Below are 22,026 nucleotides of genomic sequence, written 5' to 3'. Positions count from 1 at the left end.
TTTGAATAGTGTTCGTGAATTGCTGACAAAGACGCATGAAAAACATTCCTACGCTCACGGCTCTTTCCATCGCAACTGTGGCCCTCACGGGCTGCGCCACGCTCCAAGACCGGGAATATGTGGACAGTATGGATTGTAAAGCGCTTGCCGAGATGCAGCGTAACGATGTCACCGCGCCAGCAGCGATTATTGACGAGTGGGATAATGACCGCGTCTATCAACGCGACCGTAATATTTTGGCGCAAAGCCGCCCCGAAATCCGCGATAGCTACCTCCGGGGCGAATATAATAAGCGGTGCAAATAGCTATCCCAGCGGGTTATCCAAACTGCGCGGCGGCTGGCTGAAATATTTCGGGCCGCTTTCCGTCATGTAAAGACAGTCTTCGATTCGTACCCCAAACTCGCCGTAAATATAAAGCCCTGGCTCATTGGATAGACACATGCCAGGCGCCAGTTTTGCCGTCTCACCACGCACAAAATTAGCATGTTCATGACCGTCCATGCCGATACCGTGACCCAAGCGGTGGGGTAGCCCTGGCGTTTTGTAACCCGGGCCAAAGCCGTTAGCCTCATAAAACGCGCGGACGGTATCATCGACCACGCCCGTTTCCACACCAATCTGCGCCGTTTCAAAGGCCAGCGCTTGCCCGTCGCGAACAAGGGTCCAGATGTCGCGTTGGCGTTTGCTTGGCTCGCCGTAGACAAAAGTCCGCGAAATATCAGATTGATAGCCCTGCACATTCGCCCCGCAGTCCATAAGGATGATGTCGCCGTCCTTGACGTTTTGCGGTTTATCAGAGCCGTGCGGATAGGCCGAGCTTTCCCCGATCAGGGCCATAGAAAATTCTGGCGACGCGCCGAGCGCCCGTGTCGCCTCACTCATCATTTTGCTGATATCACCTTGGCTCATCCCTGCCTCAATACGCGGCAGGATGTGATGGTAAGACGCCGCCGTCACGTCATTGGCAAGCTGCATCAGCGCGAGTTCGGCGGGTGATTTATACATGCGGCAGCCCCAGATAATATCGCCGCCAGAGACTATATCATATCGCGTCGCCATTTCGCTCAGGCCGTAAGCGGCAAAGAAGCGTTCAGTATCTTCAAAGGCGACTTTACCGTCGGTGATGCCACGGTCAGATAAAATGCCCGCGACCAAGCGGTGCGGGTTTTCATGTTCATGCCATGTGCGCACGTCCCCCGCGACCTTTAGACTTTCGCGGATGCTGGGTTCTTCAAAATGCGGGGTGACAATGGCGATATCGCCTTCATACGGGATAACGGCGGCGGTCAAGCGTTCGCTGCGCCACCACCTTATGCCCGTGAAATAACGCAAGCTTGTGCCCGCCTCGATAATCAGCGCGCCTATGCCGCGCTCTCGCATCAGGCTTTGCGCTTTGGCGATACGCGCCGCATGTTCGCTCGCGGTAATCGCGACGGCACCGCCCGTCATAGAGGTCAGCGCAGCGGGCTTAGTTACGGCTGAGGGTTTGTCAGCACAACCCGCAGCAGTCACCGCCAAAGCGGAACCGCCCGCCAAAAGGAAATCGCGTTTATTTAACATAATTATGCCGTGGGCGGCATTTTATCAAATGCAGGAATAGATGCGTCCAGTGTGACGCAATCCATCTTGCTGCCAGCATAGACGTTAAATTGCGGGACAACGACATCTTGTTCATTGATTTGCCCGCCGCGAATGGCGATATTATCGGGACGCCCCGCACTACCGCCAAACATAGCGGAGCCACAATTGGGGCAAAAATGCTTGGTTAACGTATTGCCGCTATCCACCGTGTGGTCATAAGATTTCGTCTCACCCGTAATCTTAATATCGGCTTTGTTCATAAACACGAGCGTCGCAAAGGCCGCGCCCGTAACTTGGCGACAATCCGTGCAATGGCAATTCCCCTGAAAGTCAATCTCGCCATCCGCGCTAAACTTAACGTCCCCGCAAAGGCATTGTCCTGTGATTTTTGGCATAATAAGTCTCTCCCCTGTTTTGCATCACCCTAGAGGCAAAGACGGACAAAGGCGAGCGCTTAGCGGATGTATTTATCAAACCATGCAAGCGTACGGTTCCAGGCAAGCGTGGCGGCCTCTGGGTTATAGCGCGGCGTTGTGTTGTTGTGAAACCCGTGCCCTGCGCCCGCGTAAATATGCGCTTCATAGGTCTTGCCGTTTTCGAGCAGCGCCTTTTCATAGGCAGGCCAGCCCGCATTGATGCGTTTATCCGTCTCGCCAAGCTGCACCAATAATGGGGCCTGAATGGCGGGCACATCATCGGCGTCGGCGTGGCGGCCATAAAACGGCACAGAACACGCCATATCAGGATAAGCCACAGCCAGCGCGTTGCACACACCGCCGCCATAACAAAACCCAACCGCGCCGACTTTGCCCGTGCTTTGGGCGTGGGATTGCAGGAACTCAAACCCCGCGAAGAAATCAGCCATAACTTTCGCCCCGTCGAGCGAGCGCTGCATGGTGCGGCCCTCGTCATCTGTGCCGGGATAACCGCCCAGCGAGGATAGCCCGTCAGGGCCAAGGGCGAGGTAGCCCGCCTTTGCAGTGCGGCGCACCACATCTTCAATATAAGGGTTTAACCCCCGGTTTTCATGGATGACCAAAACCGCGCCCAAAGGCTCTGTCCCGATGGGCCGCGCGATAAGGCCATTGACCGCGCCGTGACCCTCGGGCGAATTAAATGTAATCCGCTCTTCCGTGATGCCCGCAGTGTCGACTGTCTCCGCCGCCGCATAATCTGGCATTAACTGCCCCAGCATCGTTGTTGCCGCCACGGCGCCAATACCAAGCGACGCCGCACGGCCCAAAAAGTCGCGCTTGGTTATCATGCCGTGCACATAAAAATCATAAAGCTCTAGCAGCTTCGGGCTAAAGTCTGAGGCTTTTTTGCTGGGCATGATGAGGGCTCCTGTGGGCTTTAGGAGAAAGGTAACGGTTGGGGCGTGCGAACGCTAGCGCAAAAATGCCCAAGGGGTCGATAAGGGTAAATTCCGCTTTACGCTTTTATGGTGTAGCGAATGAGGGTAGGGTTTTGGGATGGAAGAGGTATTTGAAAATCAGGACGAGATAGAGACGTGGCTAAGAACGCAGCCGCGTGATGTGATATTGGTATTTGCCGCGCGCGCAGCGTCGCGGTCTGTGCCGCGTTTTGCGTCTTTGTTGCACATCAAAAAACAAAAGATTCCGCCAAATGACATTATTTTCCCGTCTTTATGGGCTATCGCTACAGCCGTGTCAGCAGGCAAATGGTCTAACACGGCTGTGATGATAAGACCTGCTGCTGCTAATGCTGCTTATGCTGCTGCTGGTGATGCTGCTCATGCTGCTGATGCTGCTCATGCTACTTTTGCTGCTGCTGATGCTGCTGCTACTGCTGATGTTGATGCTGCTGATGTTGATGCTGCTGCTGATGCTGCTAATGCTGCTGCTCATGCTGCTTTTGTTGCTACTTCTGCTGCTGCCTTATATGCTGCATGTTCTGTGGATAGAGATTTTATCAACCGTGGAAACTCCGCGCAAGATTTGGCTTTGCAGCCGCTTTGGGGAAACATGCCCAAAAGGCTGACAAGGGACTGGAACAGGCTTAAAACCCACCTCCTCTCCCTCGACCAAGATTGGGGCGTTTGGACAGAGTGGTATGAAGACCGTCTGCGCGGTATTCAAGACCGCCCCTTCACCCTCCCCTTTGTTGAGGATATAGAAATCGGCCTTGATCCTGAAAACGGCCAATATGGCCGCATCACCTTCCCGCCGGAGGATTACAAAGACCCCGCCAAGGTCAATGCGGCGATTAAGAAACTGATTGAGGATTACCGTGCGCGGCAGAATTTGTTGGAGCAGGACACCACAGCAGAAACATTTGGCATCAATGCCGACGGCAAGATTACACGCACGACTATAGAAACAAGTGCAGGATTGACTAATACACCAGAGCAGCGCGATTGGTATGAAGCCTTGCGCCAAGCGGCATTGGGCATGAAAGACATTGGCGAGAATGCCCTTGGTCGTGCCGCTCGTCCCGTCAATAATGCTCTAAGTGCTTTGCCAGAGGATATTGGTAAGGCGAAAGTCGCGCAACTTTGGCCTGCCGCCAATCGCATCCGAAAACTGAAAGCCGCCGATGAGCGGGCACGTGCCAGCGGTGATGAGTATCACCCTAACCGCCTTGGTAATGAAGTCGTCGATGATATTGGCCAATTTATAGAGGTTTACAACAATCTGGTCATTGGAGACGTAGGGCTAAGCGCAAAAGACAAAAGCGCCACAGGCCCGCAAGAGTCAGAAACTAACGCCGAAATTATCCATGCCGCCAATGAAAGCATTCAAGCTGCAATTGAGCACGACTTATTCATGCCAGACGCCCAAACTGTCATTGAAGACGACATTAATGAAGAACACGAAATTAATCAGAAAGCGACGCCTACAATCCTAGAGCGCCTTGCTCAAGACAATATTCGGCGTGAAAAAGAAAATGCTATCCGCGCGATAATCATCCGAGTGCGTGACACTAAAACGTATGGCGACATTAGCACGGGCGCAAAAATGGCCATTGGGGCTGGTATTGTTGCCTATGTTAGTGCCGCCATGCCTCAACTTCTTGGTTTAGTCATGAAAATATTTGGCTGAAACTTTACGCCTCTGACCCCTAATCCACCAAGCGTAAAAACTCCGCCCTTTGCTCTGCCTGATGAAATTGCCCTGATAACGCAGAGCTTATCATTCTATGCGGGGTCTGTATGCCGCGCATGGTCATGCAGAGGTGTTCGCCTTTGGCCATAACGGCGACATCATCCGTGCCGAGGATGACTTTGACGTGATTGGCAATGTCAGAGACCAGTTGTTCTTGCAGTGTTAATTTATGCGCGTGTTTATGCGCAATCCGCGCGAATTTGGATAAGCCCAGCACTTTATCATCGGCGATATAAGCGATTGAGACATCACACCAAAATGGCAACATATGGTGTTCGCACATGGACCACACGCGCATCCCCGTTACCGCCACCATTTGATTATGCTTTACGGCTTGGAATGTTGTGTCGAGCTTGCCCGCGTCATATTCAATAAAATCACGCCAGAAATTGGCAATACGGCGCGGCGTTTCTTTCAGGCCCTCACGGTCAGGGTCTTCGCCGAGCGCTGCTAAAAGCTCTGTCACCAGGCCTTTGACTTTCTCATGATCGATTTTACGGGGCGGCTCATTATAGCGTGACGGCATGGAATACTCTTTGTTAGGGGCAGCAAAAGCGCTTCACACAATGATTACGGAGGCGCGGGCGATGTCGATTGATTTTTTCTCTTAAACTTCGGGCGGTAGATTTGCACCGAGTTGCGCGCGAATTGCGGCCACGCGTTTGCGGTTCATCCCGCGATCAGAATAGCCCACGCGAGAGCTGGAACGGATTTGCACCACGTCACCGTCTTTACGTAATTCCACATCGTCCACAAATTTGAACAGCTTTGACATGTAGGTCGCAGAGACATAGTCATCAGAGTCGGTGGTGATTATGCCGCCCGTTGCCTGAACGGCAGCTTTGGCCTCGGCCATGGTGCAGCGTAGCGGCGGGACAACTTTTTCAGGTTGAGTGTCGGCTTCGCTGGACACGCAATTGGGGGCAGCGCCGCAATCGGCCAATTGCCCGTCGACCAGGCCTTTGGGTTTTCCCTTTTGCGATTTCAGGCCTAGTAAGAAAAACGTCACAGACACAATAACAACCACCCAGAATAAAATTTCGATAAGGTTCATCTAAGTCCCCAATACACGCGCGACAAAACGGTCATACCATGTTGGGCCGCGCAGGCTTTCAAAAAAACCGTTATGCCCCCCATGCGGCAAATAATGCAAGGCCGTATTATCCGGCAGATTCAGCGCCAGCACGTCTCCGGCGGGCAGAACAGGATCGTCCGCCGCCATGATGATATGGGTGGGCACAGTGCTACCCTTTAAATCATCAGGCCAGATACGATAGGCATTGAAATAATCGGCTTCAGACGCAAATTGCGTGTGGGTCGTGATAAACCGTTCCGACATTTCACCCACAGACTTGATTACGCCAAGGTCGCCAAAATCATAAAGATGCGGAAAAGCGGTTTGCTTCTTAAACAGGCTGGTCGTCCATTTTTTGATGAAATAACGACGGATAAGCGGATTTACATCAACCATCGGGGCCGCATTTAACGGGTCTATCACGGGGCTAATCGCAAAGATGTTTGAAAGCTCCCCTAGAGGCTCTGTAATGCTACGCCGCGCCACACGCAGGGCAAAATTACCACCCAGAGAGAACCCAATAATGGATACTGGCGCCCCGTCAGCCAAGGGCATAATCGCCATCACCGCGCCCCAAACTTCCTCAAATAACGCAGAGTGAAACAGGCCTTCGTTCAGATCATGGCTGTCCCCATGGTCACGGTAATTCAGGCGAAAAACGCTGTAGCCGCGCTCAAACATGAACCGCGCATGGGACACGACATAGGTGCTGTCTTGGGACCCTTCCCAACCGTGGAACAGGATTATCAGGCCTTTATTATCGGGGTGCTTTGAATAAGCCCCTCGCAGCCGTACACCACCCCCACAATCCAGCACATGATCAACCGCCGCCGCGTCCATCGCGTGCGTGCCGGATTTCCGAAATTTCTGTGACGCCAAAATCGTCTGCGCCATGGCGCTTCGCATCCATAAGGGCGGTGTGAAAGGCGGGGTATTGTTCAGTGCTGTCATCACCGCCTTGTAACAAAAAGCGCGGAGATTCCTATAGTCCAATTCGCGCAGCCGCTATGCAAATCTAAATAGAGGTTAACCACGTCCCTAAACAATGATTTAGCCTTGTTCGGCTAAGATTTGCTCATGGATGAGCGCATTGATTTTATCGGAGTGTTGCAGCGGGTTTATACGACACCGCTTCTGGCCGTTGTCCTGTTTGGAGCTCTCTTCATTATCGTTCGCGGCACCAAAGCATTGCGCCTTAGTCGCGGCACGGCGTTATCTGCGCTGCAAAACCTGTGGCTCATCTTGTTTAACGCCGTAATCATGGCCGTTTATTTCGGCGGGATTAGCACGGCGTCCAATGCCGTGTTTGAAACGCTTGGCCTGCCGCATATTAATCCTGACGCCTGGAGCGCCCTGCCGACAACGCTCGCTTTCATCATTGTCCTTGTCCTATTGGATTTTAACAATTATTGGTCGCATAGATTGCTGCATACAAAGCTGTTTTGGGGGCTGCATGCCCTGCATCATAGCGATGAGCATATGACATGGACGACCAGTTACCGCGTCCATGTTCTTGAATTTGTGCAGATGAAGATTGTCTATATCGTCATTCTGGGCGTGTTCTTCTTGCCGCCTGAAATCGTCGCTGTCGCGGGGGCTGTGCGCGGATGGTATTCCAAATTCATTCACTGCCAATTGGGATGGGGCTTTGGGCGTTTTGCCAAAGTTTTAGCCTCGCCCAATTATCACCGTTGGCATCACGCCGATGTGCCCGAAGCCTATGGCAAGAACCTCTGCGATATGTTCCCCGTCTGGGACGTGATGTTTGGCACCCATTATAATCCGGGTCATTGCGACGCGCCGACGGGTGTGTCCGACGCCCCCACGGATTTCCTGCGCGGGCAAGCCTATCCCTTCGTCTACGCCCTTGACGCGGTGAAGCGCCGCCTGCCTAAAAAATCCGCTAGCCTAGCGAGAAATCCATAATCACCTCGTCCACGGCGAGGTTATCGCCCGCTTCGCAGTGAATTTTTGCCACGACCGCGCGCTTTTCTGCCCGTAGTGTGTTTTCCATTTTCATGGCCTCGACAACGGCTAGGGCTTGGCCGTCTTCGACTGTATCGCCTTCGGCCACCAGCATTTTGACGATCACGCCCGGCATCGGACAAAGCAGCATGTTGGAGGTGTCAGGCGGTAGCTTCACAGGCATCAACTTGGCGAGCTCTGCGGCGCGTGGGCTGCGGACGGCGACCTTATAGGCGCAGCCTCTGTGCCAGACGCGAAAGCCCTCTGCGCATCTCTCTGCGCGAAAGTTAAACGGCGCATTATCAACAAAGGCCCGCACGAGCGCATGGCCCGGCGCCCAAGCTGTGGTGACTTCCATCTCCAGCGCGGCCTTGTCTGTGCCGTCATCCATGACGATAGTCCGCAGGCCGCTATCGCCGTTAATGTCGGCGCTGTAGTGCATCGGCTCGACCTCTGCATCAGACTCGGTCGCGCGCACATCCACGGCCCAAACATCGGGGATATGGCGTTCGTGGTTAGGCAGCGCGCCCGAAATATCCGCCGCGCGGTGTTCTGATATATCATGCATCAGCGCGCAAATCGCCGCGATTTTGCGGACATGACCTTTGTTCACGCTCGCGCCCTCAAACCCGTCGGGATATTCGTCGGCAATGAAAGCCGTTGTAATGTCGCCGCGCTCAAACCGGTCATGGTCATAGACGGCTTGGAGGAACGGAATGTTATGCCCAATGCCGTCAAGCTCGAACGTATCGAGCGCGTCTTTCATCGTGCCGATTGCCGTCGCGCGGTCTTCGCCCCATGTGCACAGCTTTGCGATCATTGGGTCGTAATACATTGATATTTCGCCGCCCTCAAACACGCCTGTGTCGTTACGAATGATCGCACCATTTGGCAGTGTCCCCTCGGACGGTGGGCGGTAGCGCACAAGGCGGCCAATGGAGGGCAGGAAATTACGAAACGGATCTTCGGCGTAAATACGGCTCTCAATGGCCCAACCGTTGAGCGTCACGTCTTTTTGTTTAATCGACAGTGTTTCGCCCTGCGCGGATTTTATCATCTGCTCAACTAGATCGACGCCCGTGATAAGCTCGGTAACAGGATGCTCGACCTGCAAGCGCGTGTTCATCTCTAGGAAGTAAAAGTTCTTGTCCTTATCGACGATGAATTCCACCGTGCCCGCAGAGTCGTATTGCACGGCTTTCGCAAGCGCCACAGATTCTGCACCCATGGCTTGACGGGTTTTCTCGTCAAGGAACGGTGACGGGGCTTCTTCGATCACTTTTTGATTGCGGCGTTGAATCGAGCATTCGCGCTCGCCGAGGTAAATCACATTGCCATGCTTATCGCCCAGCACTTGGATTTCGATGTGGCGCGGTTCTTCGACAAATTTTTCGATAAAGATACGGTCATCACCAAAGCTATTGGCGGCTTCGTTCTTAGAGCTTTGAAAGCCTTCGCGCGCTTCCTCGTCATTATAGGCGATGCGCATCCCCTTCCCGCCGCCGCCCGCCGACGCCTTAATCATCACGGGATAGCCGACCTTTTGCGAGATTTTCACGGCTTCATCTGCGTCCTCAATCAGGCCCATATGTCCCGGTACGCAAGACACGCCCGCCTCTTGCGCGAGTTTTTTAGAGGTGATCTTATCGCCCATCGACACAATCGCGTGCGGGTTTGGGCCGATAAACGTAATGCCCTTTTTATCCAGCAGCTTCGCAAATTCAGGATTTTCCGAGAGGAAACCATAACCCGGATGCACAGCGTCCGCGCCCGTACTCTCGATAGCGTCAATGATCTTATCCATCACCAAATAAGACTCGGACGCCGCAGGCGCGCCAATATGCACAGCCTCATCCGCCACCTCAACATGCAGCGCATTGCGGTCTGCATCGGAATACACCGCCACGGTCTTAATACCCATCTTGCGGGCGGTTTTGATAACGCGGCAAGCAATTTCACCACGGTTTGCTATGAGTAGTTTTTTTATCATTATTATTTTCCAACTATATTGCAGGCATAACGCGCTGCAGTATCGGTGCTTGAACCAGCAACCAAAGGGCCAAACTCACTGTCGAAATTTTGCAAACTTGCTTCTTCAAGAGTATCTGCATCAGCAGTATATCTTACAAGCATTCTACTGCAATCCACTTCACGTGTTGTGTAACTTGTCCCCGAAGGACCTTGCCGCTCCGTTGTAATTGCAGCGTAACCTTTAGCATTCACAACTACTTCACCAACAACCACATATTTAGCCCTCGCATCTGCTGGCACTGAAAAACTTCCCGTATAGGTAATTTTATCTTTTTCTACTCGCTGTGACTTTTCCGCTATAGTTTCTTGGTTTGAATTAGGGCTGCAAGCAATCAATGTCAGAGAAATTGGCATCAAGATTTTTTTCATCATTTTAGTTTCCAAGGAGTAGGATTAACGACATTAATCCAATTAGTAGCCAGCCGAATGGCATGAAAATGAAGGCAAACACATTTACTATATTCCACCGAGGTGTGTTCAGTGCAGTAAGAGTCAAATTATCCACGGGCGGCATTCCTGCCAAAAATAATTCAACTTGGGTCCGTTTTAGATTAATATAAAAGGCGCGGTATAGCACTAGGGCAATCCCAGAAAATGCAAGAAATAACATGGCTGCTAGCGCAACCCACCGAACTAAATCGGAATTTTGATTTCTCAAAAATTCTAATTGATTTAGAAGAACGAGAAGCGGGGCGAAGGCCCCCGCCGCATATAAGCTTGTGTTTGTCTCCATCCGACGTATCGTCTCGATAACGTTCTCTGTTTTTGATTTGTCGTGCTTAGAAAGAACTATTTCAAGTTTCTGACTTTTTAAACGCGAAAAGAAATTTTTTAATGCTCCCATGTCTAAAGTCGCAAACATTCAAGTTTTGTCCACACCACTACACCCCACTCATCCCGTGGAAAGACGGGATCCATCTCCTGCATTTGCGATGTGCGGAGAGGTTTGGGTGATGGGCCCCGTCTTTCGACGGGGTAAGCGGAATTGTGCGATGATGTCAGTATCACAACGGTAAATTCCCATGTTTCTTCCACGGATTACTCATTTGCTTATCCCCCAGCCATACAATCACGTCACGCACCCTACTCCGCGGCGTCCATGGCAGGCGCTACGGCTCCCGGCGCGGATTTACCCATTAAAATACCCCTCGCGCTAATATGTTCGTCGATTTCGTCCCATTCTATGCCGTCCCCAAAGGGGAGGATTGCCCAGGCATTACGCTGCTTTACCGACGCTTTAAAAAGTCGTGGATACCACCAAATAGGCGCACTTAATATGCGTCCATCTTTCAGATGAAAATGAAAGTAATAAGCATCGAAAGACACGCTTTCGATTTTCAAACTCTCATCATCGATTTCAAGCGTTGAAATAGTCATTCCATCTTTCCAAAAACAAATCTTGTTCCTCTGCTACCTTCTTAAATAGCACATTTAACTCTTTTTGTGAAAAGCCTTCTGCCTTCACAAATTCCACATCGTTTAACCAATATTTAGCCTGCGCATTTTGTTTTATAATATGGATATGCGGCCTATCTTCTTCATCAGAATAGAAGAAGAATTTATACCCTTTCCATCGCAAAACTGTTGGCATTATAGCGGCAAATTATCGTGCTTTTTCCACGGGTTGCTTAGCTGCTTATCCTCTAGCAGCGCAAACGCCCGACACACGCGCCGCCGTGTGCTTTGCGGCTTGATCACTTCGTCGATATAGCCGAGTTCGGCGGCGCGGAAGGGGCTTAGGAATTTATCTTCATAGTCGGCGACATGTACGGCGATTTTATCGGGATCGCCCAAATCTTTGCGGTGCAGGATTTCCACCGCGCCTTTGGCCCCCATGACTGCGATTTGCGCGGTGGGCCAAGCATAATTAATGTCCCCGCGCAGGTGTTTGGGTGCCATAACACAGTATGCCCCGCCATAGGCTTTGCGCGTAATCACAGTGACTTTCGGCACAGTCGCTTCGCCGTAAGCATAGAGCAGTTTTGCGCCGTGTTTAATCACCCCTCCAAATTCTTGGGACGTGCCCGGCAGGAAACCCGGGACATCGACCAGCGTCAGGATCGGAATATCAAAGGCATCACAGAAACGCACAAAACGCGCCGCCTTACGAGAGGCGTCACTATCAAGACATCCCGCCAGTACCATCGGCTGGTTTGCGACGACGCCGACCGTTTGGCCTTCCATGCGGACAAAGCCCGTCAGGATGTTTTTGGCAAAGTCGCGCTGAATTTCAAAAAAATCGCCCTCATCCGCCACTTTACGGACAAGCTCGTGCATATCGTAAGGAATATTGGGATTTTCAGGGACAAGCGTATCAAGGCTTTCGTCGATACGGTCATGGTCATCAAAGACGGGTCGCACGGGGGTGCCCGCGCGGTTATTCAGCGGCAGGAAGTCAAACAAGCGGCGAATTTCCGCCAGCGCTTCCATATCATTATCATAGGCCCCGTCGGCGACAGATGATTTGGTCGTATGGGTCTTCGCCCCGCCAAGCTCTTCCGCGGTAACAATTTCATTGGTCACAGTTTTTAGGACGTCTGGCCCTGTCAGGAACATGTAGGAGCTATCGCGCACCATGAAGACAAAATCAGTGAGCGCAGGAGAGTAAACCGCCCCGCCCGCACTTGGCCCCATGATAACGCTGATTTGCGGAACAACACCTGAGGCTAAGATATTGTTTTGAAACACATCTGTATAGCCTGCAAGGGCTTCGACGCCTTCTTGGATACGTGCACCGCCGCTATCTTGTAGGCCGATAATCGGCGCGCCGTGCTTCATCGCCATCTCTTGAATTTTACAGATTTTCTGCGCGTGGGTCTTTGATAACGACCCACCAAAGACTGTGAAATCTTGGGCAAAGACAAAGGTCTTTCGCCCGTTAATCGTGCCCCATCCCGTCACCACACCGTCGCCCGCGTAATGGGTTTTATCCATGCCAAAATCAGTGGCACGATGTTTGACGAACATATCAAATTCTTCGAAAGAGCCGGGATCCAGCAGCAGTTCCAAACGTTCCCGCGCGGTCAGCTTGCCTTTGCCGTGCTGCGCGTCAATCCGCTTTTGTCCGCCGCCCATACGCGCATCGTCGCGCCGCTGCGCCAATTGGTCTATTATATCGCTCACGCAAGTCCCCTGAAATACTGGTCTCTCAACTCCAAAGACCACCCTAATAAACAACGCCCCAATGGCAAGTCCGATTTATATCAAAGATAAAACAGCGCAGCGCCCAAACATGCATAATTGAAGTGTACTATTGCAGAAATTTACATTGTCTTTGCCCGTTAAGGGCGTAAACACATTCACATATGACTGCGAAAGGCCCTTTCCCCTTTGATTCGGTGCAGTTGCGTGAAACCTTCACCGCCATCAAGGCGTAGGCAAGTTATGAAAATTAATACCTCATATGTGATTTCCGGCCTTGCGGTGCTTATCATCGCGCTATGGTTCTTGCTGCATGCGCTCGCCGATGAGACGACCGAGACAGTGTCCAACCCGTTTCCAGAGGCCCCGACGCCCAAAGTCGTCACGCAAATGGTCACGGCAACCGATCACCCCAACACATTTCGTCTTTATGGCCGTACGGAACCGAACCGCGAAGTCTCTGTGAAAGCTGAAACGGCGGGCATTGTGGTATCCACCCCCGTCAGCGAAGGCACAACGGTCAAGCGCGGCACAACGCTGTGCCGCCAAGACGTGGACGCCCGCCAAGCGCGGCTTGACCAAGCCCGCGCGCAGCTTAAGTCTGCGCAATTTGACCGCAGTTCGACGCAGACGCTTGTGGATAAGGGCTACCGTTCTGCCACACAGCTAGAGAGCTTAAACGCACAAGTCGACGGGGCAAGGGCATCTGTTAAGCAGGCCGAGATAGAGCTAGATAATGTCAACACACGCGCGCCGTTTGAGGGCATTTTTGACAAACGTATGGCCGAGATTGGCGATTACCTTGCCCCGGGGCAATCTTGCGGTTTGCTAATTGATCTTGATCCGCTTGTAATTGTCGCTGATCTGACAGAGACCCAAGTTGGCAAAATTGTTATCGGGCAAGAGGCCTCTGTTAAGCTGGCGACAGGACAAGACATTGTCGGCAAGGTTCGCTTCATCGAGAGTCGGGCCAATAGTTCCACACGGACGTTCCGAACTGAAGTCATAGTGCCAAATCCTGATATGCAGTTGCGCGGCGGTGTTACGGCGACGGTTCGGATGATCGCAGGACAAACACAGGCACACCAAATTCCCGCCAGTGTCCTTGCGTTAAATGACGACGGTGTTGTTGGTGTGCGTTATGTCGATTTGGATAATCGCGTACGCTTTGTGCCCACTGTTACGATTGACGAAAGCGCGTCAGGCGTTTGGGTTACGGGCCTTCCTGAACGCGCCAATGTTATTGTTAAAGGCCAAGACTTTGTCAAAGTCGGCACAGAGGTCGAAACTGTACCAGCCTCTAGTCTCGCGCAACGTGCCACAACGAATTAAACCGATAGAGTTTTAGAAAGCCCCTGCTATGCACCGAATCGTTGGTTTTGCAATTGACAATTGGCGCATGACGATGGGCTTGATGCTGTTTGCTGTCTTTGGCGGCATTGTTGCTATGGGCCGCCTCGCCCTTGATGCTGAACCCGATATTCCCGTGCCCTTTATTAATGTGCGTGTTGTGCTCCCCGGTGTATCGCCCGAAGATGCGCAGCGATTGCTGATACGGCCAATGGAGTCAGAGCTAAAATCAATCGAGGGCCTTAAACAAATGGACGGCGTCGCTGCTAATTCTGTGGCCTATATGATTTTGGAATTCAACGCGTCCTTTGACCAAGACAAGGCCATTCAGGACGTCATTGAAAAAGTTGATAAAGCCCGCAGCGAATTTCCCCAAGAAGCGCGCGAACCCATCATTGAAGAGATTAACACATCGACCCTGCCTATCGTTGTCGTCAACTTGTTTGGCGCGGCACCTGAACGCGAATTACAACGCCGCGCTAAAATGCTGCAACGGCGCATTGAGAGCCTGCCAGAAGTCCTAGAAGCCAATATTTCTGGCGAACGTACAGATGTATTGGAAGCCGAACTTGATCCCGCGTTAATCGAGAGCTCTGGTATTACATTTGACGAAATTGCCGCCGCTGTTTCGCGTAATAACAGTCTTATCACGGCTGGTGTTTTGGAAACCGAGTCTGGCAAATTTAACGTTAAACTTCCTGGGTTGATTGAAAAGCCCGAGGACTTGGCCGACCTTGTTATCCGCAGCAGCGCAGACGGCGCGTCCATTATCCGCATGAGCGATGTATCGCGCGTACGCCGCACCTACAAAGATCCAGGGACCTATGCGCGATTTGATGGACAAACATCCGTCTCCATTGAAGTCTCAAAACGCCAAGGGCAAAACATCCTTGATACAACGGCCAAAGTGCAGGCCTTGGTGGACGAAATCGCCGCAGATGATAGCTGGCCTGATACAATCCTTGTCGCTTACTCCCAAGAGCGTAAAACTTATATCCTTGATATGGTTAGCTCGCTATCCTCGTCTATCATCAATGCCGTTGTTCTCGTGTTTATTGTCTGTATCGCGGCGCTTGGTATTCGGTCTGCTTTGTTCGTTGGCTGGGCCGTTCCCGCAAGTTTTCTAATGTCGCTTTTCCTGTTTTGGGTGAACGGGGAGACGATCAATATGATGATTTTGTTCGGCCTTATTCTGTCCGTGGGTGTTCTCGTCGATAGTGCAATTGTCATCATCGAGTTTGCAGACCGTAAACTTGCCGAGGGCATGGACCGCAAAGAAGCGTTCAAAACGGCGGGCGAGCGCATGTTTTGGCCAATTATTTCTTCTACAGCGACGACATTGGCTGCCTTCATACCGTTGCTCTTTTGGGACAGTGTGACGGGCAAATTTATGTCCTATTTCCCGCTGACAATGATTTATGTGCTGACGGCCTCAATGTTCATGGCGATTATATTCTTACCGACAATGGGCACATTAATCGGACCGAAAAAGTTAGATGTGCCGGATGAAAAGATGCTGGCCCTTTCGGGTGATGGTGGCGACCCGCTCGCGACGACTGGAATCACAGGTGTCTATGTTCGTTTTATCCATAAAATTATCCGCTTCCCGCTGCTGGTTATTGCCGTGACGGGTCTTTTGCTTTTCTTGATTGTTGTGTTCTTTCGCAGTTCCGTCGCGGGTCCGCCGCCCAAACCTGTTGAATTTTTCACGCAATCCCCGTCTGACCAAGTCTATATCTTGGCACGGGCGCGCGGTAACACGACCCCTCTTAACCAGCTTGATATTGGCCTGGAACTCGAACGCCGCATCGCCAATGTCACGGGTGTGGAGTCGGTTTACACAGTGGCTGGTGCCGGTGCTGGCGGGTCTGGCGGCGGCGGTGACGCGCTAAGCGGACCATCCAATGTACCCTCTGACACGGTCGTGCGCCTTTACACAGAACTCCTACCCTTTGATGAGCGCCCAAGCGTCGTGTCAATCATGGATGAATTACGCAACGTCACATCCGATATTCCAGGCGTTATTACAGAGGTAACGGCCACAGATAACGGACCACCCATTGGGAAGTCTATTGGGCTTCAAATATCGTCTGATGACCCAATCGCACTTCGGGCTACAACCAAAATGATGCGAGAGAAACTCGAAGCTACAGAAGGCGTAATCGAAGTTGAAGACACCCTACCCCTGCCCGGTGTGGAATGGGAACTTGATGTTGACCGCGCCGAAGCGGGCCGCTTGGGCCTTGACGTGGGCCGTATTGGCGCCGCCGTGCAATTAGTGACAGAGGGCACATTGGTCGGGCAATACCGACCACTTGATGCTGATGAAGAGGTCGATATCCGCATTCGTTACCCGTCAGAAGCCCGCGGCCTTGATAACCTTGACCGGTTGCGCATTCAGACCCGCGATGGCTCTGTGCCGCTGTCAACGGTCGTGACACGGGTCGCCAAAACACGCCAAGACACAATCGACAGGCGTGACCAACTTCCTTATTACGAAGTTCTTGCCAATGCCGCCAAAGACTACGCCCCTAATGTGCTTGTCGAAGATTTACGCAATTGGATCAAAAACGACGCAGATATTCCTGAGAGCGTTCAAATCAAATTCTTGGGCCAAGAAGAAGAAAATGCAGCCGCAGCAGAATTCTTCCAGATGGCGGGGCTGGCCATCATGTTGATGATGGGTATTATTCTTTTGCTGCAATTCAACAGCTTCTATCATGTCTTTTTGACATTATTTGCCGTTGTGCTCTCCGTCTTTGGGGTGCTTCTGGGGTTATCGTTCTATCCCTATATCAGTATGATTTTGACTGGGACTGGGGTGATTGCGCTGGCTGGTATTGTGGTGAACAACAATATTGTCCTAATCGACACGTATCAGCGGTTGATGACACTTGGATACGGCTCTGTCGACGCCGCGACGCGAACCGCCGCGCAACGTCTGCGTCCTGTGTTTCTGACCACGTTGACAACAGTAGTCGGTCTTATGCCGCTTGTGCTTGGGTGGGACGCTGACATATTCTCTGGAGAGTTTTCCACCAAAGGCTCTGCGACTTCGGATATCTGGGCCCCTATTTCCTATGCGATTGCCTGTGGCCTCGGCTTTGCTACATTGCTGACACTGATTATCACGCCTGTCATGCTGGCCGCACCGAAGGTCTTAATGGAACGCTTTAACCGATATGTCCGCAATGACGGCAAGAAGACGGCCTACCTCAAATCAAAACTCGGTTTAGGGGCAAAGCAACCCGCCGAATAACTAAGGGGTTTGCGTTTCGCGCAGCTCTTCTTCCGCATTCTCTTGTTCTATAGCTTTTGCAAAAATCACTGTATATTGCGCGCCGCCGCCCAACAGCTCTCTTCGGACTTGCCAGCTATTTTCGCGGTATAATGCCGATACCGCAAAGCCTTCGACCTGTTGACCACGGCGCGGCGATAGGCGCTCAAAAGGAACCGTTAAAACGACATCGTCCATGTCAGGCGTCATCAACCGTATAGACATATTATATGTGCCCGTCGGTAATGTTTCACCAACGATGAAAAACCACTGTCCATCATCCAACACAGGTTGATCACCAATAACGCCGCCGCCCTCTACCGATAAACGCACCCGTCCGGGACGCTCAGACATGCCGCGAAAAACCGCACCGCCACTATCGTCATAATCAATCGGGCCAAGGCTTAGCGGCCCCACGGTCGGGACAGACCCGAAGGGGGATTGGATCAGCTTTGACGGCGCACCAGGCATGGTCCGCAAAATGAGCGGCGGCTTGGCGCTTGGCGGTGTTGCACTTTGGATGGTATCATCAGCATCATTTACCTCTGATGGATAAGGAATACGAAACAGGGTTTCGTCCGAACGGATATTATCACCGCTGGGAAGTGACATGACGAGATCAATCATCTGTGTGTCCGTGCCAAAAACAGGCAAAACCGCTGACCACATTCCGTTATCATCTGCACGAGTTTGCTGCGCGACGGCCCCGCCCGAGACGATGGAGACTGTGGCATCAGGTTCGCTCGTCCCTGCCATACGGAGCATACCATTAATCTCTGACACAGTGCCAAATGAAATGGGACGCACAGCGCTACGCTCACCCGTCTCTGTCGTTTGCTCTACTGAGCCCTCAGTCGTATCTGGCACAGCTTTGTCATTATTGCGTGTTAGCTGCATGACGCCCAAAATGGCGACGATGATCGCAAAACCCGTCAACAGCATGGCCATTAATGGAAAACGCATATTTATCTCTTACCTTTGTGACGCCCCTTGCTATCTTGGATAGCAGCGACCAATCTAAGAAGACAAATCAATCCGCGCAATTGCAAAATAAAGAAAAGACATCTTGACTATGACATCCAAACCATCCCGCTCTATTTGTGTATTCTGTGGCTCCAGCGATGGTGACCACCCGCGCTATATCCAACTGGCGCAAGACACAGGCACAGCGTTGGCCGAACATAACTACCGTCTTGTTTACGGTGGCGGTGGCATGGGATTAATGGGGGCGACAGCGCGCGCGGCCGCCGCCGCAGGAGGCGATGTGCTGGGCATTATTCCAGAATTTCTTAAATCCGTAGAACGCCTTCTTGAGGAGGTCGAGCATAAAGTCGTGGACGACATGGCAACCCGTAAAAAGCTGATGTATGAGGCCGCAGATGCCTTCATTGTCTTGCCCGGCGGCATTGGCACATTGGAAGAAGCCATCGAAGTCATGTCGTGGATGCGCCTGCAATTACATCAAAAGCCTATGGTTTTTATGGATAATGATGGGTACTGGGCACCGTTGACGGATTTGTTGCATCACACGATTGACCGTGGTTTTTCACCCAAATGGATGGCGGATGATGTCTATACCGCCCAAACGCCGGCTCAAGCCTTGCGGTTGATTGAAACCGAATGGGCAACAGACAAACCCCTAAGAGAGATTGCACCCGTAACACTTGATAAGATGTAAGGATTAATTTTGCGTCGCACCGGTTAGGAGTGATTTGCAGATTACCTCTAGGCCGAGTTTATCAACCTCATCAAAGCTGTTCAGCGCGGTCGAATCAACGTCCAGCACGGCAAATAATGCGCCGTCATCCGTGAACACGGGCACAACAATCTCTGAATTGGTCTGACTATCACAGGCAATATGACCCGGGAAAGCGTGCACATCATCGACGATAATAGTCGCCTGTTGCGTGGCGCAGGCCCCGCAAACACCGCGCGCAAAGGGAATACGCAAGCACCCCAATGTGCCTTGATATGGCCCCACGACAAGTTCGCGGTCTTTATGTGAATCAACCACATAAAACCCCGTCCAGAAAAAATAATCAAAGGCTTGGGACAACAAGCACGACGCCGTGGCCATGCGGGCGGTACGGGACGGTTCCCCAGCATTAACCGCGGCGATTTGGTCGGCGACCTCTTTATATATAGCAGCTTTGTCCATGTCTGACAGCTAAGCGGTCGGCAGGACGATTACAAGGACCAAAACTATAGCGCGCCAATAATTGCCTCTGCCGTTGCCAGACCGCTGAGATAGGCCCCTTCCACGCGACCACCAAGACACCAATCACCGGCCGCAATCAGCTGCTTATCATGGTCGATAAGACAGCCCTGTCCCGCCCCGTTTTTTACAGCGGCATAGCGCCAAAAGTGAAGCGTTTGATAGGCTGGATTAGAGAGATTAAGACCCGTCACGGCACTGGCAGCGCTTAGCATTTGGGCGGCAATATCACCTCGGTCGTCGTCAATGTGGTCTTCGCTCCACTGCGGCCCTGAATGCACCATCAAGGTCGCAACGCCCATTGGACGTTCGGGCTTGGCGCTATTCACGGCAATCCAAGCGGCTGGCCCGTCTGCTTGGCGCAACGTATCCCACGGCACATTAGGCGCGCCTGATAAGCCCAACATTAGCGCAAAACAGGCATCCATCTTCACCGCCTCTAAGACTGTTCTTTGCGCGAAATCTTTGGGAAATATGGCCTCGACCTGCTCTGACGGTGCGGCCATGATGACCCAATCAAAGCCGTGGTCAGAGCCTCCGTCTTCAAAACTCAACGACCACAGGTCATCACGGCGCTCTATATGGCTAACCCGGGTTGCTAGTCGCACATCCAGCCCCTGGGCCAGAGCTTTGACCCAGCTATTCATGCGGGGTTTCGAGACAAATCTATTGGCGCCTGTATCGGGCTCTAGTCTGCCTTCGCGTAGATATACACCATTTGATGCCCAAGGGGCCAAATGTCCTGCGGCGACGCCCTGCTCTATTGCGTCTTGGAACCGTGTGTCTTTGGCCGTAAAATATTGCGCCCCATGGTCAAATTCAAAGGCGTCTGCGCGCCGCGTCGACATACGACCCGATACCCCGCGTGATTTTTCAAACACCGTCACTTCGGCAAAATTATCAAGCTTTCGCGCTGCGGAAACGCCCGCTAATCCCGCGCCAATAATTGCAATTTTCATCTTAAACCTTTGGGCTAACGCTACGGTAAGCCGTCCTTAGACAAAGCCGATTTCTTGGCTTTATTCCAATACCGAAAAAACCGTTTCATGTCAGGCTCTGTCTCGATAAATGTAAGGGGCGTTTCTGATATATAATGGACTTTAGTCGTCTTGGACAAGACCGCCGCGACAGTCTGATAATCTGGATTGGGTGTTGTCGGTACATATAAATCCCGCCCCTCAATTAGGCCGCTAAGAACCGTCGCCATGTCGCCTTTGCAAAGGATCACGGGTAAATCCAATAGGCATTCATAGATAAAAACCAACCGTTTAAAGCTGTATCCTTGGGCTGTGAAATAGGCGTCATCCCAGATAAACACGACCTGAGCGTCTGTGCCTGCCGCAGCAAACACAGGATGATCCGCGCGCAAGGCGTCCTCATGTATCCAAATAATCGCGCTCATGACGGATAAGGCATATGCGGAAACAAACGCGCGCGTAAATCATCATAACTACCGACTAAATCTTGGTTTGTCTCTGGACGGCTATCCACGCTAGGACCTGTGAATTTTTGAACATTCTCTAAGTTGAAGAAATACGGTTTTTGACTAAAGGTGCTAGCGACCCATTGCCATGAAAGATTATTACTGGCGGGATCTCCATCAAGAAGATGCGAGAGGAAAAACCGCGCCCCCGCTTGCCATTTCACCCGTCGCCAGTGACAAATATAGCCCGCGACATATAGCCGTGCGTGGTTATGCATAGTCCCGCTGGACAGTAACTCCCGCAGAAAATGGTCAATGCACGCCGTACCCGTTTGCCCCGCCGCAATATCGTCAGGTAAGTCATCGGCGTAATCATCGGCGTCAAATCCCGTCTTATAATCCTCGACATCATTCCAAATCATGTCAGGATTATCCGCATAAAGCCGCTGCCAATAATCACGCCAAGCCAGCTGCTGAATAAATTTTTCAGACCCGTTTTTGCCGCTTTTATCAAGGGCTTCATTGCGAACAGCATTAAGGGAAAAGACGCCGTGGCGTATGTAAGGTGATAGCTGCGTGACCGCGCCGTCGGTGTGGTTGCGTGTGCGGCCATAGCCTTCGGGGTCAATGTTTGAGAGCTTATCCATAGCCGCGTCACGGCCGCCGCGTATTGATGACGCCTTGCCCACCGCATTCGGGGATAAGGCACGTACGGCGTGTTCAATACTGTCTTTGTCACGGCGCTTGGCGAGAGGGACAACGCTATCTTTAATATCAACATTACTGGTCATGGAGTTCATACGCATGAACCGCTAAATGGTTGGCGAGAGCATTCAGATAA

23 protein-coding genes are annotated in these 22,026 nt (G+C 52.0%); 6 read left to right on the top strand and 17 right to left on the bottom strand.

Translation table 11 applies throughout. The annotated features are described in order from the left end of the window. The first annotated feature begins 35 nt into the window (after positions 1-35). The gene (locus AB6B37_RS06395) at positions 36-305 is read left to right on the top strand and encodes a hypothetical protein (RefSeq protein WP_371398057.1); all 270 of its coding nucleotides are present in this window, start codon (positions 36-38) and stop codon (positions 303-305) included. Here AB6B37_RS06395 and AB6B37_RS06390 read toward each other — a convergent pair whose 3' ends face one another. The 3 genes from AB6B37_RS06390 to AB6B37_RS06380 are packed head-to-tail and all read right to left on the bottom strand — an operon-like array spanning position 306 to position 2,916. Beyond that, on the bottom strand, positions 306-1,562 hold the full coding sequence (locus AB6B37_RS06390) for a M24 family metallopeptidase (protein ID WP_371398056.1): 1,257 nt from the start codon (positions 1,560-1,562) through the stop codon (positions 306-308). A 2-nt stretch (positions 1,563-1,564) separates the two neighbouring features. Continuing rightward, positions 1,565-1,978, bottom strand: a complete 414-nt coding sequence (locus tag AB6B37_RS06385) for a GFA family protein (RefSeq protein WP_371398055.1) — start codon at positions 1,976-1,978, stop codon at positions 1,565-1,567. 59 nt (positions 1,979-2,037) lie between these two features. Next, positions 2,038-2,916 (bottom strand): dienelactone hydrolase family protein, encoded by an 879-nt coding sequence (locus tag AB6B37_RS06380; protein ID WP_371398054.1) that lies wholly within the window; start codon positions 2,914-2,916, stop codon positions 2,038-2,040. A 139-nt stretch (positions 2,917-3,055) separates the two neighbouring features. Here AB6B37_RS06380 and AB6B37_RS06375 point away from each other — a divergent pair, with 139 nt between their 5' ends. Then, positions 3,056-4,645 (top strand): hypothetical protein, encoded by a 1,590-nt coding sequence (locus AB6B37_RS06375; protein WP_371398053.1) that lies wholly within the window; start codon positions 3,056-3,058, stop codon positions 4,643-4,645. Positions 4,646-4,664: 19 nt separating this feature from the next. On the opposite strand, the gene folE is transcribed toward AB6B37_RS06375, so the two are convergent. The 3 genes from folE to AB6B37_RS06360 all read right to left on the bottom strand — a co-directional run bounded on the left by folE (position 4,665) and on the right by AB6B37_RS06360 (position 6,734). Next, positions 4,665-5,234, bottom strand: coding sequence for a GTP cyclohydrolase I (gene folE, locus AB6B37_RS06370; protein ID WP_371398052.1), 570 nt, complete (start codon positions 5,232-5,234; stop codon positions 4,665-4,667). Between the two features lie 81 nt (positions 5,235-5,315). Beyond that, positions 5,316-5,762, bottom strand: coding sequence for a DUF1499 domain-containing protein (locus tag AB6B37_RS06365; RefSeq protein ID WP_371398051.1), 447 nt, complete (start codon positions 5,760-5,762; stop codon positions 5,316-5,318). After that, positions 5,763-6,734 (bottom strand): YheT family hydrolase, encoded by a 972-nt coding sequence (locus AB6B37_RS06360; protein ID WP_371398050.1) that lies wholly within the window; start codon positions 6,732-6,734, stop codon positions 5,763-5,765. A gap of 126 nt (positions 6,735-6,860) precedes the next feature. Between AB6B37_RS06360 and AB6B37_RS06355 the strand changes: the two genes are divergently transcribed. Beyond that, entirely contained in the window at positions 6,861-7,709 is an 849-nt protein-coding gene (locus AB6B37_RS06355; RefSeq protein ID WP_371398049.1) for a sterol desaturase family protein, read from the top strand. Here AB6B37_RS06355 and AB6B37_RS06350 read toward each other — a convergent pair. The 6 genes from AB6B37_RS06350 to AB6B37_RS06325 form a co-directional block, all read right to left on the bottom strand. Continuing rightward, on the bottom strand, positions 7,687-9,738 hold the full coding sequence (locus tag AB6B37_RS06350; protein ID WP_371398048.1) for an acetyl-CoA carboxylase biotin carboxylase subunit: 2,052 nt from the start codon (positions 9,736-9,738) through the stop codon (positions 7,687-7,689). The genes AB6B37_RS06355 and AB6B37_RS06350 overlap by 23 nt on opposite strands. A gap of 2 nt (positions 9,739-9,740) precedes the next feature. Continuing rightward, positions 9,741-10,151: a hypothetical protein gene (locus tag AB6B37_RS06345; RefSeq protein WP_371398047.1), complete on the bottom strand. Its 411-nt coding sequence runs from the start codon at positions 10,149-10,151 to the stop codon at positions 9,741-9,743. Position 10,152: 1 nt separating this feature from the next. Next, complete coding sequence (locus tag AB6B37_RS06340; RefSeq protein WP_371398046.1) at positions 10,153-10,641, bottom strand: hypothetical protein; 489 nt, start codon at positions 10,639-10,641, stop codon at positions 10,153-10,155. A 221-nt stretch (positions 10,642-10,862) separates the two neighbouring features. Continuing rightward, the gene (locus tag AB6B37_RS06335; RefSeq protein WP_371398045.1) at positions 10,863-11,156 is read right to left on the bottom strand and encodes a DUF2442 domain-containing protein; all 294 of its coding nucleotides are present in this window, start codon (positions 11,154-11,156) and stop codon (positions 10,863-10,865) included. Further along, positions 11,137-11,370, bottom strand: coding sequence for a DUF4160 domain-containing protein (locus tag AB6B37_RS06330; RefSeq protein WP_371398044.1), 234 nt, complete (start codon positions 11,368-11,370; stop codon positions 11,137-11,139). The genes AB6B37_RS06335 and AB6B37_RS06330 overlap by 20 nt, the downstream gene beginning before the upstream one ends. After that, positions 11,370-12,854 carry an acyl-CoA carboxylase subunit beta gene (locus AB6B37_RS06325; RefSeq protein WP_371398424.1) on the bottom strand — a complete coding sequence of 495 codons (1,485 nt, stop codon included), beginning with the start codon at positions 12,852-12,854 and terminating at the stop codon, positions 11,370-11,372. The genes AB6B37_RS06330 and AB6B37_RS06325 overlap by 1 nt, the downstream gene beginning before the upstream one ends. A 309-nt stretch (positions 12,855-13,163) precedes the next feature. Between AB6B37_RS06325 and AB6B37_RS06320 the strand changes: the two genes are divergently transcribed. Together AB6B37_RS06320 and AB6B37_RS06315 are read left to right on the top strand one after the other, a co-directional pair. Then, positions 13,164-14,252 carry an efflux RND transporter periplasmic adaptor subunit gene (locus tag AB6B37_RS06320; RefSeq protein ID WP_371398042.1) on the top strand — a complete coding sequence of 363 codons (1,089 nt, stop codon included), beginning with the start codon at positions 13,164-13,166 and terminating at the stop codon, positions 14,250-14,252. Positions 14,253-14,280: 28 nt separating this feature from the next. Then, positions 14,281-17,529 carry an efflux RND transporter permease subunit gene (locus AB6B37_RS06315; RefSeq protein ID WP_371398041.1) on the top strand — a complete coding sequence of 1,083 codons (3,249 nt, stop codon included), beginning with the start codon at positions 14,281-14,283 and terminating at the stop codon, positions 17,527-17,529. Here the strand turns inward: AB6B37_RS06315 and AB6B37_RS06310 are convergent, their stop codons facing one another. Continuing rightward, entirely contained in the window at positions 17,530-18,510 is a 981-nt protein-coding gene (locus AB6B37_RS06310; protein ID WP_371398040.1) for a hypothetical protein, read from the bottom strand. A 109-nt stretch (positions 18,511-18,619) separates the two neighbouring features. Here AB6B37_RS06310 and AB6B37_RS06305 point away from each other — a divergent pair, with 109 nt between their 5' ends. After that, on the top strand, positions 18,620-19,225 hold the full coding sequence (locus AB6B37_RS06305; protein ID WP_371398039.1) for a TIGR00730 family Rossman fold protein: 606 nt from the start codon (positions 18,620-18,622) through the stop codon (positions 19,223-19,225). A 3-nt stretch (positions 19,226-19,228) separates the two neighbouring features. Here AB6B37_RS06305 and AB6B37_RS06300 read toward each other — a convergent pair whose 3' ends face one another. The 4 genes from AB6B37_RS06300 to AB6B37_RS06285 are packed head-to-tail and all read right to left on the bottom strand — an operon-like array spanning position 19,229 to position 21,991. After that, positions 19,229-19,705, bottom strand: a complete 477-nt coding sequence (locus tag AB6B37_RS06300; protein ID WP_371398038.1) for a GAF domain-containing protein — start codon at positions 19,703-19,705, stop codon at positions 19,229-19,231. Between the two features lie 44 nt (positions 19,706-19,749). After that, positions 19,750-20,721 (bottom strand): NAD(P)/FAD-dependent oxidoreductase, encoded by a 972-nt coding sequence (locus tag AB6B37_RS06295; protein WP_371398037.1) that lies wholly within the window; start codon positions 20,719-20,721, stop codon positions 19,750-19,752. A gap of 20 nt (positions 20,722-20,741) precedes the next feature. Further along, the gene (locus tag AB6B37_RS06290; protein ID WP_371398036.1) at positions 20,742-21,164 is read right to left on the bottom strand and encodes a hypothetical protein; all 423 of its coding nucleotides are present in this window, start codon (positions 21,162-21,164) and stop codon (positions 20,742-20,744) included. Next, positions 21,161-21,991: an FAD-binding domain-containing protein gene (locus AB6B37_RS06285; protein WP_371398035.1), complete on the bottom strand. Its 831-nt coding sequence runs from the start codon at positions 21,989-21,991 to the stop codon at positions 21,161-21,163. Before AB6B37_RS06285 ends, AB6B37_RS06290 begins: the two co-directional genes overlap by 4 nt. Positions 21,992-22,026: the final 35 nt, after the last annotated feature.

Origin of the sequence: Fretibacter rubidus (genome assembly GCF_041429785.1) — a bacterium.
Lineage (GTDB): Bacteria > Pseudomonadota > Alphaproteobacteria > Caulobacterales > Maricaulaceae > Fretibacter > Fretibacter rubidus.
The sequence above is the reverse complement of the archived record's forward strand: the minus strand, read 5'-3'. Positions and strand labels throughout refer to the sequence as shown.